Genomic DNA, 13,182 nt, shown 5'->3' with positions numbered 1-13,182 from the left:
CTCTCAAATAAATGCTGAATGCATAATTGTACAAAAAAACATAAAACCTCTCGCCCCTAGCGAATTATCGCTAGGGACGAGAGGTTGTTCTCCCGTGGTACCACCCTAGTTAGCGAAAGACATGCTTTGCCGATCGCTCACTTGTCGCCCTTATCGCGGGCCAAACGGTGATTTTCGCGTAAACGATGTTTCGTAAACATCGCTTTCGTTAATCGCACAGCTCCAAGGCGAGCTTCATTTCGCTGCAGGTCCGGCTTCCACCATACATCACCGGCTCTCTAGGCCTGACAAACGAAATTACTGTTCCTCTTCAACGCTCCATATGCATAAAATCGTTAGTTTCGATTATAAAGATCACACGGTTCGGTGTCAAGAGAACGAACTTGAACTTCAAGCGTATACTAATCAATTTGCACAACACATTTATTTTTCTTGTGCTCCTGATATGGTTTTATTCGCTCCAGCTCCGAAGCCTATATATCCAAAAATAACGGCAACGGCTACTAGCATCACTAATGAGACAGTCCAATTATTCGTCAAATCATGAATGAGTCCAAACAACAGCGGTCCGGCAGCGGCAAGCAGATAACCAAGTGACTGCGCCATCCCCGACAACTGAGCCGACTGCCTTGTGCTGCTTGTCCGCAGTACAAAAAACATAACTGCGAGACTAAAGCCGGAACCGCCGGCAATTCCGAGTAAGATCATACAAATCGGAATAAGATCCACATTCCCGCTAAGGAGCCCTAAGTATCCTAGGAGCAGCAAGATCGTTGTAAGAATAACAAGCAGCCTTTGGCTTGCCTGCTTTCCCGCAATGACAGGGATAATAAATGTCGCAGGCAAGCTGACAAATTGCAGCAGTGACAGCATCCATCCCGCATCAATGTGACTCATGCCGCGGTCAGACAAAATTTCAGGCAGCCATGATATGTTGACATAGAAACAAAATGATTGAAGACCCATAAATAATGCGACTTTCCAAGCTAAGCCAGAGCGCAGCAGACCCTCGTTCTTCTCACCATTGGTTGCTGCTTTGTTGTTGTCCTTCATCGCAAACGAACGAAGTTGCGGTACCCATGCAATCGTAGCAATTAGAGCGAGCAGTGCCCAGCAGGCCAGCATTCCTTGCCAGCCAAAGGAAATCTTCTCTGTAATGGGAATGCTGAATCCTGAAGCTAAAGCAGCACCTAAATTCATCACGACCGAATATAAACCAGTCATTAACCCGACGGTGGCCGGAAAATCTCTTTTTATCATGCTCGGAAGCAGTACGTTTGCAACTGCAATCGCCATGCCCAGCAAGATCGTTCCAACAAATAAAGCGGCTATCGCCGGAAGGGATCGAATTACAATCGCACCAGTCAGCACGACCATTGCTATAAATAATGTGTTTTCCATACTTATGCGCTGAGCAATTCGTGGCGCAAGCGGAGAAATAAGTGCAAATGCTAGCAGCGGCAATGTCGTCAGCAGCCCAGTGAGCGCACTGGAAATGCCGAACGAACGCTGAATTTCAGATACGATTGGTCCAACCGCTGTTAATGGCGCTCGCAAATTAGCGGCTATTAGCAAAATGCCAAGAAGCAGCAGCCATGAGCTTGTTATTGCAATTGGCGCAGAAGATGTAGATGCTGATGATAAATTTGAATTGCTGATTTTCACGAAATAATCCTTCTTTCTCATGCTGATCAATCTAAGTTGTTTAGTTTCCCATATAAGCGCCTTAAACATTCAACAAGTCGCCTTATACGATTATTACAAATAACAAATAGCTGCTTTTATTTTTTTACTCGATACCAATATTCGTATTGCGGGACATACCCGATTTTATCGTACAACCGATTAGCTGCTGCGTTATCTTTTACGACGAGCAGATAACCTTCAGTCGCTCCACGTCCCTTGCCCCATTGTAGAAGATGTAGCACTAGCTGCTCGCCAAAACCTCTATTTCGATAGTTAGGATCGGTCACAATATCATAAATACCAATCCAACCATCCTCAATCACCGCATAGCCGCATGCTACCGGTATTCCATTGTCGTGCAGGATCGCGCAGCATTTATCCAGCGGTGACTGTTCTAACATCTTGCGAGTAGTTGACCGCTGTTCATCCGTTAAATGACTAAAAACCGCAACCGCATCCARCCAGTTCTCCGAAACTTCCTGTTCGAGCCAAATTTCAGCAGCCTTCGGGGATAGAGCGTCAGAGAGATGTATTGTCTTTACAATCGTCCGGTCGATAAGCTCATAACCGCGAGTCGCCAGTTCCTCATCAAGCGAGGTTGGCTGGACAAAGGGGGTTATTTTAAAAACAGAGCGTATTCCCTTGTTTTCATACAGTTCCTCGCAGGAGCTAATTTTTGCATTAAGCTGAAGCGTGCTGCCGTACACAGGATTAATCGAATTGGAACGTTTCGTATAACCTTCTGCAAAACGAAGCAGCCAGCCGTCGTAGACAACCGTTTGCAAAGCTGGCCAGCCGTTCAGGCTCATTTCCTCTATGCGAAAATGCAACAGTCGTTTAATCTGCTCCATATGATGCTGATCATGCCATATAAAATCTTTTATATACTGACTCACTTCAAAGGCATGGCCGTCCGCATCTACATATTCAGCTTTGTACTGCTCATCTGCTAACTGTGCTATCGTGTCAATAATCCGCTCACGTATGCTTGCAGCTTCATGAACGAGCTCAGCGATCGAAGTTGACTTGCTGTATATTTTTGCTTGTTCGTTAAACTCATTATAATCCAAATGTTTAACCGTAAGCGGCAGGCCAGCTCGCACCTTTAAGATTGCTTCTTCATAAAAATAAATATCCCAACGTAAAATATGAGCTGTGACGTCTCGAACCGACCACTTTCCTGCGGCAATGCTCTGATTCCAAATACGTTCGTCGTAACGCGCCAAATCGGTTACAAACGTTATCCATTCTTTGAAGGTGTCCAGCAGCTGCAATTTCTCGGTAACCATATGCAAATTCCACTCCCCTTAAACTGGCATAATCATCCAAGCTTCCATTTATCATAAAGGATGATTCATTAAGGAGAAAGATTTTTTTCCATTTTTGAAATAAAAAAAGCCGCCTCATGAGCAGCTAATTGCGATTCTGATCCTCATAACATATCAAATCGTTCAAGCTGTTCCAGCTGATTTTCTCGCTTCAATATTTCACGCTGCATCGGTCCAAGCAAATCAAAATGCGGATACTCTGACCGCGCATGAATATAGCGAGGATTAAGTCCGTTATCGAGGCACCAGCGCGAGAGCTTCTCCATATCGGAGCAGCCTACCTTCGTTACTGTTTTCATGTCTGGAAACCTCGAATCCAGCCAGTAGTGCGTCAGAAATGCAATTTCTCCGCGGGCAACGGCTTCCTTCCATCGCTGCAACTCTTTTCTTTTTATGCCAAAGGCCACAGCACATCGCTCCTTTAACGTTGAACATTCCTTCCTGACTAGATATGGACTCTTTAAGTAAGGATGTTCTTGACTCTCCCTACTTGCCCATCAGCCAGTCTCACTTTAATGCCATGAGGGTGCTTAGGCGAATTCGTCAAAATATCTTTCACGACACCTCGTGTCAGCTTGCCAGTCCGTTGATCCTGCTTCAAAACAATGTCTACCGATAGGCCCGCTTTGATCGCGGAACGCTCTGTTCCATTCATATTTACCATTCCTCTGCTGCTCTAATGTCGGCTTTTAGCATAGCATAAGCAAAGTAAAGATGCACATTATAAGGACAGCTGTTATACTTAACATCAAAAGATGTAAACGAAATGAGGAAATGTATTAATGTCTAACGCATTTAACGCTTTGGGTATAATTCCCAAGCTAAGCGAATTGCTTCACCATGATGGAATTATCGAGCCGACTCCGGTTCAAAAGCAAGCGATTCCACTTCTGCTCAACGGGCAGGATGTTATTGCACAAGCTCAGACGGGCACAGGCAAAACGATTGCGTTTGCTTTGCCTATTTTGCAACGTATTAATATAGAGAAAGAACAAGTCCAAGCTCTCATATTAACTCCAACGAGAGAACTTGCGATTCAAATTACGAGCGAGCTCAAAAAACTTGTTCCCGCTGTTGGCGTAAGCGTGCTTGCAGCCTATGGCGGCCAAGACGTTGATGCTCAGATTCGCAAGCTGCAGCGCTCGCCCCATATCGTGGTTGCAACACCTGGTCGTCTAATCGATCATATGAAACGTGAAACCGTCAGCCTAGGCAAGCTGCAAATGCTTGTTCTCGATGAAGCGGATCAAATGCTTCACATGGGCTTCCTGCCAGATGTAGAAAGCATTATTTCACAAACGCCGAAAGCTCGTCAAACGATGTTGTTCTCAGCTACAATGCCTGATGCTATTCGCAAGCTGGCTGCTGATTATATGAAGACGCCTGTCGATATTCGGGTACGCAGTACTAACGTCACACTCGACAGCATTACACAAATCGTCTATGAAACAACGGATAGAAGCAAACAGCAAACTCTCGTGCATTTGCTAGAGCGTCATCAGCCCTATTTGGCCGTTATTTTTTGCCGGACTAAAGTTCGCGCGAAAAAATTAAACAAGGAACTCCAAGAGATCGGCATCGAATCGGATGAGCTGCACGGCGATCTTACGCAAGCGAAGCGTGAGCAAGTAATGAAGCGCTTCAGAGATGCAAGACTGCAAGTGCTCGTAGCGACTGACGTTGCTGCTCGCGGACTCGATGTTGAAGGGGTTACCCATGTTTACAACTACGACGTTCCACAAGACGGCGAGCTGTATATTCACCGTATTGGCAGAACAGGTCGCGCTGGGCAAGATGGCGCAGCCATTACACTCGCAACTCCTTATGACAAAAACCATTTGATTCTTATTGAACAAAGCATAAATGCTAAGCTTGCACGCCGTGCGATTGACAGCGAAGGCAACGAAACATCTGTACGCGCACAATCCGGCGATCGTCCAGAGAGAACACGCAGTGCAGCTGGCAAAAGCAGTACACGCGGCGGAAGCAGCAAGCCATCCGAGGGTGGACGCCGCGGCGGTCGTGACCGTTCTGCTCAAGGTGATCGCAATGCGAAGCCAGGCGGACGCAGAGGCCAACGCGAGACCGTACGTCCTAATGCTGGCAAACGTACAGGCAGAACAGCTGAGATTCGCGGTCAAGCTTCCGAAGCAGTTGGCGAGAGCACAGGCTGGTCAGCCAACCGTGGGGACCGATTCGAATCCGCAAGCCCTGCTCGCGGTAATGACCGTTCCCAAAGCCGCAGCAGTTCCACTCGCGGCGGTGATCGTTCCGAAAGTCGCGGAAGTTCAGCTCGCGGTGGCGAACGCTCCGAGAGTCGTGGCGGCTCAGCTCGTGGTGCAAGTCGCACCGGCGGCTTCGGCAGTCCTCGCGGCGCAGAGCATGTAGCAGGCCGTGCCTCGTCCAAGGTGGATAGCCCTTGGGAAGCAGCGCGCAGTGATTTCAAAGCGAAAACACTAAATGAGCACGAAAACGGCCGTGGAACAGGCAAGCGCGGCAAATCATCGTCAGGCGGACGCAGCGGCTCACCTGCCGGCGGTCGCGGCAACAGCCCGCGTGGTGGCGGAAGCTCTTCGAGCAAACCGCGCGGTGGCGGCGGACGCAATCGGTAAACAACTTTAAAAGAAAGAGCGGTCAACACAGGAACTTATTCCTAGTGCTGACCGCTCTTTCTTTTTCTATATCATTCCGTCAGGATCTTACTTCGTTAACCGTTAGATCATACTGATTATTATTGATAGTCAATGCCGCCTCATAATATCCTCTACCGCAACTAGTAGAATTGCATTGGCATTTATACGCGCCGCTGCATCCGCAAACGTAAAAATGTGTAGGATCTACTGTAATTCCGCTTACCTTCAGCGGCCAATGGCAATCAATAATATAATAATAGCTAGGGTCCAAATTTTTAAGCAGGCTTATGCTTGCAAAGCTGAATTTTCCAGGTGCATTATCCAGCCATACATATTTCACCTTACCGTTTGTACCAGGAAAATTCATCTGTCCAAAAACATTTCCTAAATACTTTACGAATATCCCAAAGAAAAAGGGCTGTTTCAAAAGTTTTCACTTTTGAAACAGCCCTCTTGTTTAATTAGCTCCAAGCGTGCTCATAAAGCGCTCTAGCCACGCCATCCTCGCTATTCGAAAGTGCAACTGCATTAGCTGCCAGCTTCACTTCCTCAGGAGAATTGCCCATTGCTATGCCCATGCCCGCAAATTGAAGCATCGTTATATCATTATGATAATTGCCGATTGCTAGAATTCGGCTGCGATCAATGCCTTTAATTGCTGCAAGCTGCTGCAACGCTTTTCCTTTATTGGCTTCACTATGATGCACATCGATAAAAAAGTCGCCGCTCCGAATCGAATGAAGCTGCTTAGGCCATCCCGACCATTCCGTTTGTACGACATCCATCTGATCCTTCGTTCCGAAAACTGTAAATTTCACAAGGCCGCTAGGCAAGCCCAGGCGGAAATCATGAATCGATGGTTTAGCTTGAAAATGACCATACATCGCTTCCACTTCCGGCGTCATGCTCTCGACCATCATTTCAAAAGCAGTATTCAAATCAAAATGAATGCCATTCTCGCGGCAATATTGAATAAAACGCAATAAATGCTCAGGTACCATATCGAATTGGTGAACAACGGAATGGTCGTCCGCATTTATCGTTGCTGCGCCATTATGAGTAATAACCGTCCCGCTAAGTCCAAGCTCTTTCAGCACAGGAAGTGCGCCTGATGGTCCTCTCCCAGTACATAATACGATTTGAGCTCCGCGATTGGCAGCCTCATGTACCGACTCACGAATAGCTTTCGTCAGCACATGATCATCTGTAAGCAGCGTCCCATCCACATCTAAAGCAATTAAGTCATAATTAAGGCTCATGTCTCCACTCCTATTCCAAACTCTGTAAGTGCTCTCTCTATCTCTTAATTACAGCAAACACTAGATACAATGTCTAATCCGTCTTCCGTTTATGTGAGCGCAGAAGCTCTAGTTCTTCTTCCGTCAGCTCGCGATAGGAGCCCTCTTCAAGAGTTTCATCAAGCTTAAGCGGACCCATCGATACTCTTTTCAAGTATACGACCTTTTTGCCGACAGCTTCAAACATTCTTTTCACTTGGTGGAACTTACCTTCCATAATGGTAAGGGAGATACTCGAAAATATTTCATCATCCCGTTGTTCACGACTCTTGATGTGTAGCTCAGCCGGCATGGTAACATACCCGTCGTCTAATGCAACGCCAGCCAAAAAAAGCTGCTGGTCTTCTTCGCCAACATCGCCATGAACCAATGCTTCATAGGTCTTCGCAACATGCTTGCGCGGAGACAACAGTTCATGAGCAAGCTGCCCATCGTTCGTCAGCAGCAGCAAGCCAACCGTGTCTTTATCCAGTCGTCCGACTGGAAATGGATCTCGCTGCCGATCGGAGAGCTCAAGTAAATCGATTACCGTGCGTTCACGACTATCTTCTGTTGCAGAAATAACGCCCTGCGGCTTATTCAACATGAAATAAACGACATCACGATACACGACAGGTGCGCCGTCAAAATAAACCTTTGCTGTATCAGGGTCAACGATTAGTCCGCTGTCTTTCACTACTTTATCATCGACAACAACCATGCCGAGCTTCACAGCTCGTTTAATTTCGCTGCGCGTACCCAGTCCCATATGGGCGATCAGCTTGTCAATTCGAATACGTTTACTCATACTACATCCATCTCCATCCTGCAGGCAGTTCATTTTTGATCATTCCAGCGGCATATTTCCCCCAACCTATCGGGAAACCGTCTGTGCAAACTAATATATATCCTTTTGAGGCGGCGCCAGCATGCACCGTTAATTCCGATTCATCAACAAACAAGGTTTCCCCTTTGAGATATCGAATCGTCTGCTCATCAGACGAGCTCCAATTAACGGAGCGCACGGCTTCATCTCGCTTTAACCCCATGGCTAGCGGGTGTGACGGTTCAAATCGACCTCGAATAGCTTCACCTACATACCAGCCGGCTCTAACCACGCGCAAGCCATCGAGCGATGGCAGTTCGGCAGGCTGAATATATACGCGAGAACCAAAGGCTACTACACGCCCTGGCCAGCTTCGTGCATTTATCGCAAATTGTTCTGCATACTGATGCCACAGCTCAATTGGACTTGCTTCTTCAGTGAGGTTCATCGCGGCTCCATCACGACCACTCCCTGCCCCTTTCTTGTTTGCAGGGCGCTCCAATCCAGCGTTGGCCCAATCATTTCTCGTTTGCCGTTTAGCTGCGCGGCGCTCATCCCTATGATCTTGTTTCTTTTCTTGTCTTTTCCCGCTGCTTGGCACGACTTCGCGTTTTAAGCTTCCGCCAGCAGACTGGACGCTCTGGCGCTTTACAGAAGCAGCAACCGCCGGCTCTTCTTCAATAATGCTTGTCCGCTCCCCGCTGCGTCTAAGGACAGCCGCATAATGACCTTCTCCCTCAATTAAATGCGGCCATAGCCTTACCGTTCCCTGAATGGATTGCAGACGCTCTTCATCAAGCTGTGCCATGCCTACTGCTAAATCCGCTCTGCCTGCCCTCCAGCCATGCTGAGGAGAAATAGCTTCAACAAAAAAATCTTCATGCTCGGCTAAAAACTGAGCCATTTGCTGCTCGTTCTCCTCCGGCGAGAACGTGCATGTCGAATAGACCATTCTCCCCCCAGGTGCCAGCATCGCTGCGGCATGCTGCATAATATCGCGCTGCATTAAGGAGCATTTTTCAATCGAGTGTTTCTCCCATTCTGCGATCATTGAATCATCCTTGCGAAACATGCCCTCGCCGGAGCATGGTGCATCAATGAGAATACGATCGAACCATTGTGGAAAAACAGCGGCAATTGCTGCGGGCTCATCGTTAAGCACGACAGCATTGCGTACGCCGGCAAGCTCTATATTTTTGGCCAAAGCCTTTGTTCTTTCTCTGGCGTTATCATTCGTGACGAGCACTCCGCTTCCTTGCAGCTTCCCTGCAATTTGCGTCGATTTACCTCCTGGAGCCGCGCATAGATCAAGTACGCGTTGACCAGGCTGAACGTCCAGCAGTTCTACCGGAGCCATCGCACTCGGTTCTTGAATATAATAGAGCCCCGCATGATAGTGCGGATGTTTGCCTGGCCGTTCACCCTCTTTGTAATACAAACCATCCGGTGCCCAAGGTATTTCACGCACCTCCTCGCCCATGTCAGATAGCTTTTTCCATTGCTCGACACCTAGCTTTAATCGATTGATTCGAAGACCGTATACTCTCGGTGCATCATACGAAGACATAAAGCTATCAAACTCATCACCAAGCAGCTTTTCCATTTTTTCTGTGAAATTACGCGGCAAATTGCCGTTCATGCTATTTCCTCCTGCCAAATAAATAGCCTCTCAGCATTCGCCGAGGCATTCGTACACAAAGCTTAAGGATTCATTATACAACGCACGTAATAATGAAGCGCCATTAAAATTGTTGAAAAGTTAGACAAGCTCCGAAACGCTATTCGTTATACAAAAGTTGGTCGCATTCCATAGCCGATTAATGGAATATACTTCCTTGCGTCTTTATGACCATCTCGCCCATCTAACCTATGTAGCCTTCATGAAGCAAACAGCAACTATCGTTTAACAATAATACACGGCGAAAAAGCCATCAGGAGATTATTCATATGAAAAAAATAGTAATAGGTACAGTCGTAACTTCAGTCATTGCCGGAGTAACCCTTATCGGGTTGCTGACGAATTCGGTCAGCGACCGTAGCATCGTTCAAGCCAAGGAAAACGTAAACCAAATAACGCAGCAGCATGTGAAACAGCCCAATGCAAGCATTAGCAACGACTCGTTCCACAACATTGAAGCCGCGAAGCAAAGTTTAGTATTTGAAATTAATGGCGAAGCAAGCCTATTCGAAGGCACCTACCATTTCACAATCAAGCAAGGCGATAAAATCATCATGACTGGTTTTGGAACTGCTTCTGTAGGCGGACCGGAATGGGGCAAAGTGAATCAGACCATTATCGTTCCGGTAAATAAGTTGTCACTCGACATCCCGCTCCATATCGAGCTATATGAAATTGATCAAGAGAGCGGCGAACAAGTTCGCAAAATCAACATGCCGCTAACGATGTACGCAAACAGCAAAAAAGTCGATAACGAATCATTTCGCAACCTGATGATCACTCCTGTATCCGTCGATTATTCCTTAAAGGGCGAGGCGAGACTTTCAGAGGGCACCTATCATTATACCCTAAAACATGGCGAAAAAGTGCTTGCCTCAGGTTTTGGAACAGCTTCTATCGGCGCACCTGACTGGGGCAAGGTTCAGTATGATTGGAACCGTGTGGGAGAGCATAACCAGAGCACGACTATTACTCATAAGGAGGCCGACCGCCATTTCAAATGAAATTGAACTTGTAAAAAAAGCGATAGCCGGCGATGACGAAAGCTTCTCCAAGTTGATCGCGAGTCGGCAGGATCGGCTCTACCGAATCGCCTATACTTATGTTCGGAACAAGGACGATGCTCTCGAAATTGTACAAGAAACCATATATCGCGCCTTTATTTCTGTCAAAAAAGTGCGTGAGCCGCAATACTTTCATACGTGGCTAACAAAGATCGCCGTCAATTATGCGCTTGAATATATTCGAAAAGCGAAAAAAACAGTCTATATCGACAGTGATTATGAGGCTGGTTACGCTCCTGAACGAACCGAAGAACAAATCGATCTGCATCAGGCACTCAACAGTCTTGACGAGAAGTCCAAAACGGTGATCATCCTTAGGTATTTTGAAGATTTGCCCTTAAAAGATGTTGCTGAAATTGTCGATATGCCGTTAAGCTCGGTGAAATCGAGCGTCTACCGGGCTTTAGCAAAGCTGAATATTCATCTAAACGAGGGGGAAGACGATGAGTAACCGATTGGATTTATTTAAAAAAACATATAATGAAATCGATATTCCCGATCAGCTTGCTGCCGTTGCCGATGCAGCTATTCAAAGAGGCAAAATCGAGCGCAAGCGCACGAAACAAGCAAACTCAATCCGCTGGGTGAAACGTGTAGTTGTTGGTGCAGCAGCCCTTTTTATTCTTTTTACAATCAGCATTAATACGATGCCCGCTTTCGCTAGCAGCTTAGAAAAAATACCTGGACTTGAGCAACTCGTGCGTACTTTGCAGTTTAACAAAGGAAGCGCAGGTGGCGGTACAATTACGGACTCCACTGCTATTAATGTCATTTCACTCGAGAAAAAAGGCGATCTTGAGCATATTGTCATTCATTTTCAGCAAAACAATAAAGATCAGCAAATGACGAATTCTTTTACCGTAAACTATAGCCAATATCCTAATACGATGACTTTTTCAATTGGCGGTGTTAGACGATTCTCAGCCGAGAAGGACTTAGCGGAGCTAAAGAAAAGCAGTTTAATCGCGGAAGCATATCCATTAATTTCGCCCGACGACTCGCTTGTTCGCTTTAACATAACATTTAAGAGCAATGTAAGTTACGAGGTCAAGGAATATAAAGAACCGGCACAAGTTGTTCTTACGATAAAGYGGGACTCTGCAGAAACCAATCCTCCCACCATTTATTCGCTTCGTACCGCTTCTTCCGCATTCGGAGAAACGCAAGGCATCTACGAAGAAATGTTAAGAGGCCTTGAAGGAGTACGAACGCTCAAAGATCAACAAGGGGGCTACTTTGTCGAAGCTGGATATTATAGCAGTGAAGAAGCAGCTATGGGAAAAATGCAGGAAATAGTTAAAACCTATGGCATCTCTGATCATTCGTTATACATTGAACAACGAGAAGCCATGCAATATCCCCAAGCAATTAACGCCAGATCAGACAACCAGTAATATCCAACATTTTATCCGTATATTTCCTTTGATTCTCTAAATCCGAATGTTGTATGACATTGATGTTCAAGCTCTTACATACCAATACGGATTTGTTATATAATATATTTAAGTAAGGACATGCTGTTCTTTCATAGCTTGTCCACTTAAACCTGTTTCGGAGGTAGTTGCTTACATGAAGAAGAAAAAGAAATTGAAAATGATTTACGTCTATATCGGTATCGTTGTTATTTTATTCGGTCTTATTACCGTTTTAAACAACAGTGGCAAGGTAAACGCCGTATATGACAAGCCCCTCTCCGAGCTGAACCCAGAAACACGCAAGCTGCTTAATGATCCTAACTATCAGAATATCATTTTGCCTGCTGAATTAGACAAGAAAGTGGCCGATAAGGAAGATTTCTTCGTTTACCTATTCGCTTCTGATTGTCCTCATTGTCAAAGAACGACGCCACAGCTTATGCCGCTTGTTGATGAGCTTGGAATTGAACTTCCGCAATTCAACTTAAGAGAATTCCCTAGCTATTTCAACAAATATAATGTCGAGTTTACGCCTACACTTGCTTATTTCAAAGATGGCGTTCAAATTGACAAGCTAGAGGGCGGACTTGCTGAAGAAGGAACTACCGGCTACAAACTAGATGATTTTAGAGCGTTTTTCAATAAATATTCGGGGGCTGAAACCAAATGATGAAGCGTCAGCGCCAAACGGCTGAGCAGATTACGGAGGAGCAAAAAAATTCACGCATTCGCAGCATCATGTATGCTTTGCTGCTCGCATTCGCTTTTATTACTTTGCTCACCGCATGCGGCTTAGCGAACGACGACAAGGCAGGCGCTGAGCATCAACACGGTTCAGAAACATGGCAAACAACAGCATCCTATGATGAGCTGCCTGGTTTTTTAGCGGACTATACGCCGCATACGAGTGAGCTATATAAAGGAGTCCATGCTCACGCCGACATTATGAGCGGGATCACTTGTTATTGCGGTTGCTCAGATGGGTTAGCAGTTGAAACCCCGCATGACTCGCTTTTGCGCTGCTACGTTGCCGAACATCCTGCGGACGAGGGCGCTGTCACATGGACCAATCACAGTACCAGCTGCGGCATTTGTAAGAAAGAGATGGAAGAAGTAATCGCCTTAAGCAAGCAAGGCAAGACCAAGGAAGAAATACGTGCAGCCATCGATAAACTGTACAAACCAAAAAAATCAACAGATTAGTTAACGCTCATCTGCTGTATAAGTTGAAGAAGCTGTCCAACTAGGTCTACTCCGACCTTGCTGGACAGCTTC

14 protein-coding genes and 1 other annotated feature are annotated in these 13,182 nt (G+C 46.2%); of the genes, 6 read left to right on the top strand and 8 right to left on the bottom strand.

The window, feature by feature from the left end; translation table 11 throughout:
• Window positions 1-69 precede the first annotated feature (69 nt).
• Window positions 70-323, bottom strand: a binding site (T-box leader).
• 100 nt (window positions 324-423) lie between these two features.
• The 4 genes from AB4Z50_RS18525 to AB4Z50_RS18510 form a co-directional block, all read right to left on the bottom strand.
• Window positions 424-1,614 carry a CynX/NimT family MFS transporter gene (locus tag AB4Z50_RS18525; RefSeq protein WP_441881084.1) on the bottom strand — a complete coding sequence of 397 codons (1,191 nt, stop codon included), beginning with the start codon at window positions 1,612-1,614 and terminating at the stop codon, window positions 424-426.
• Between the two features lie 167 nt (window positions 1,615-1,781).
• Window positions 1,782-2,975 carry a GNAT family N-acetyltransferase gene (locus tag AB4Z50_RS18520; protein WP_441881046.1) on the bottom strand — a complete coding sequence of 398 codons (1,194 nt, stop codon included), beginning with the start codon at window positions 2,973-2,975 and terminating at the stop codon, window positions 1,782-1,784.
• Between the two features lie 143 nt (window positions 2,976-3,118).
• Window positions 3,119-3,421, bottom strand: a complete 303-nt coding sequence (locus tag AB4Z50_RS18515; protein ID WP_441881045.1) for a hypothetical protein — start codon at window positions 3,419-3,421, stop codon at window positions 3,119-3,121.
• Window positions 3,422-3,474: 53 nt separating this feature from the next.
• Window positions 3,475-3,669 carry a YwbE family protein gene (locus AB4Z50_RS18510; RefSeq protein ID WP_076266853.1) on the bottom strand — a complete coding sequence of 65 codons (195 nt, stop codon included), beginning with the start codon at window positions 3,667-3,669 and terminating at the stop codon, window positions 3,475-3,477.
• Between the two features lie 127 nt (window positions 3,670-3,796).
• Between AB4Z50_RS18510 and AB4Z50_RS18505 the strand changes: the two genes are divergently transcribed.
• The gene (locus AB4Z50_RS18505; protein WP_441881044.1) at window positions 3,797-5,626 is read left to right on the top strand and encodes a DEAD/DEAH box helicase; all 1,830 of its coding nucleotides are present in this window, start codon (window positions 3,797-3,799) and stop codon (window positions 5,624-5,626) included.
• Window positions 5,627-5,705: 79 nt separating this feature from the next.
• On the opposite strand, the gene AB4Z50_RS18500 is transcribed toward AB4Z50_RS18505, so the two are convergent.
• The 4 genes from AB4Z50_RS18500 to AB4Z50_RS18485 all read right to left on the bottom strand — a co-directional run bounded on the left by AB4Z50_RS18500 (window position 5,706) and on the right by AB4Z50_RS18485 (window position 9,389).
• Window positions 5,706-6,014, bottom strand: a complete 309-nt coding sequence (locus tag AB4Z50_RS18500) for a hypothetical protein (RefSeq protein WP_441881043.1) — start codon at window positions 6,012-6,014, stop codon at window positions 5,706-5,708.
• A 94-nt stretch (window positions 6,015-6,108) separates the two neighbouring features.
• The gene (locus AB4Z50_RS18495) at window positions 6,109-6,906 is read right to left on the bottom strand and encodes a Cof-type HAD-IIB family hydrolase (RefSeq protein ID WP_441881042.1); all 798 of its coding nucleotides are present in this window, start codon (window positions 6,904-6,906) and stop codon (window positions 6,109-6,111) included.
• A 73-nt stretch (window positions 6,907-6,979) separates the two neighbouring features.
• Entirely contained in the window at window positions 6,980-7,732 is a 753-nt protein-coding gene (locus AB4Z50_RS18490; protein WP_441881041.1) for a 16S rRNA pseudouridine(516) synthase, read from the bottom strand.
• A 1-nt stretch (window position 7,733) separates the two neighbouring features.
• Complete coding sequence (locus tag AB4Z50_RS18485; RefSeq protein WP_441881040.1) at window positions 7,734-9,389, bottom strand: RsmB/NOP family class I SAM-dependent RNA methyltransferase; 1,656 nt, start codon at window positions 9,387-9,389, stop codon at window positions 7,734-7,736.
• Window positions 9,390-9,697: 308 nt separating this feature from the next.
• Here AB4Z50_RS18485 and AB4Z50_RS18480 point away from each other — a divergent pair, with 308 nt between their 5' ends.
• The 5 genes from AB4Z50_RS18480 to AB4Z50_RS18460 all read left to right on the top strand — a co-directional run bounded on the left by AB4Z50_RS18480 (window position 9,698) and on the right by AB4Z50_RS18460 (window position 13,110).
• Window positions 9,698-10,432, top strand: a complete 735-nt coding sequence (locus AB4Z50_RS18480) for a Gmad2 immunoglobulin-like domain-containing protein (protein WP_441881039.1) — start codon at window positions 9,698-9,700, stop codon at window positions 10,430-10,432.
• Complete coding sequence (locus AB4Z50_RS18475; RefSeq protein ID WP_441881038.1) at window positions 10,356-10,943, top strand: sigma-70 family RNA polymerase sigma factor; 588 nt, start codon at window positions 10,356-10,358, stop codon at window positions 10,941-10,943. Before AB4Z50_RS18480 ends, AB4Z50_RS18475 begins: the two co-directional genes overlap by 77 nt.
• The gene (locus AB4Z50_RS18470; RefSeq protein ID WP_441881037.1) at window positions 10,936-11,886 is read left to right on the top strand and encodes a DUF4179 domain-containing protein; all 951 of its coding nucleotides are present in this window, start codon (window positions 10,936-10,938) and stop codon (window positions 11,884-11,886) included. Before AB4Z50_RS18475 ends, AB4Z50_RS18470 begins: the two co-directional genes overlap by 8 nt.
• 175 nt (window positions 11,887-12,061) lie before the next feature.
• Window positions 12,062-12,577 carry a thioredoxin family protein gene (locus AB4Z50_RS18465; RefSeq protein WP_441881036.1) on the top strand — a complete coding sequence of 172 codons (516 nt, stop codon included), beginning with the start codon at window positions 12,062-12,064 and terminating at the stop codon, window positions 12,575-12,577.
• The gene (locus tag AB4Z50_RS18460; protein WP_339203518.1) at window positions 12,574-13,110 is read left to right on the top strand and encodes a PCYCGC motif-containing (lipo)protein; all 537 of its coding nucleotides are present in this window, start codon (window positions 12,574-12,576) and stop codon (window positions 13,108-13,110) included. Before AB4Z50_RS18465 ends, AB4Z50_RS18460 begins: the two co-directional genes overlap by 4 nt.
• Window positions 13,111-13,182 lie beyond the last annotated feature (72 nt).

It is taken from the genome of Paenibacillus sp. 2TAB26, from assembly GCF_052115145.1.
Classification (GTDB): domain Bacteria; phylum Bacillota; class Bacilli; order Paenibacillales; family Paenibacillaceae; genus Pristimantibacillus.
The sequence above is the reverse complement of the archived record's forward strand: the minus strand, read 5'-3'. Positions and strand labels throughout refer to the sequence as shown.

Bases quoted from the DNA above. Each gene is read 5' to 3' on its own strand.
- AB4Z50_RS18510 (WP_076266853.1), bottom strand. From the start codon at position 3,669: ATGAATGGAACAGAGCGTTCCGCGATCAAAGCGGGCCTATCGGTAGAC.
- AB4Z50_RS18505 (WP_441881044.1), top strand. From the start codon at position 3,797: ATGTCTAACGCATTTAACGCTTTGGGTATAATTCCCAAGCTAAGCGAA.
- AB4Z50_RS18500 (WP_441881043.1), bottom strand. From the start codon at position 6,014: ATGAATTTTCCTGGTACAAACGGTAAGGTGAAATATGTATGGCTGGAT.
- AB4Z50_RS18495 (WP_441881042.1), bottom strand. From the start codon at position 6,906: ATGAGCCTTAATTATGACTTAATTGCTTTAGATGTGGATGGGACGCTG.
- AB4Z50_RS18490 (WP_441881041.1), bottom strand. From the start codon at position 7,732: ATGAGTAAACGTATTCGAATTGACAAGCTGATCGCCCATATGGGACTG.
- AB4Z50_RS18485 (WP_441881040.1), bottom strand. From the start codon at position 9,389: ATGAACGGCAATTTGCCGCGTAATTTCACAGAAAAAATGGAAAAGCTG.
- AB4Z50_RS18480 (WP_441881039.1), top strand. From the start codon at position 9,698: ATGAAAAAAATAGTAATAGGTACAGTCGTAACTTCAGTCATTGCCGGA.
- AB4Z50_RS18475 (WP_441881038.1), top strand. From the start codon at position 10,356: ATGATTGGAACCGTGTGGGAGAGCATAACCAGAGCACGACTATTACTC.
- AB4Z50_RS18465 (WP_441881036.1), top strand. From the start codon at position 12,062: ATGAAGAAGAAAAAGAAATTGAAAATGATTTACGTCTATATCGGTATC.
- AB4Z50_RS18460 (WP_339203518.1), top strand. From the start codon at position 12,574: ATGATGAAGCGTCAGCGCCAAACGGCTGAGCAGATTACGGAGGAGCAA.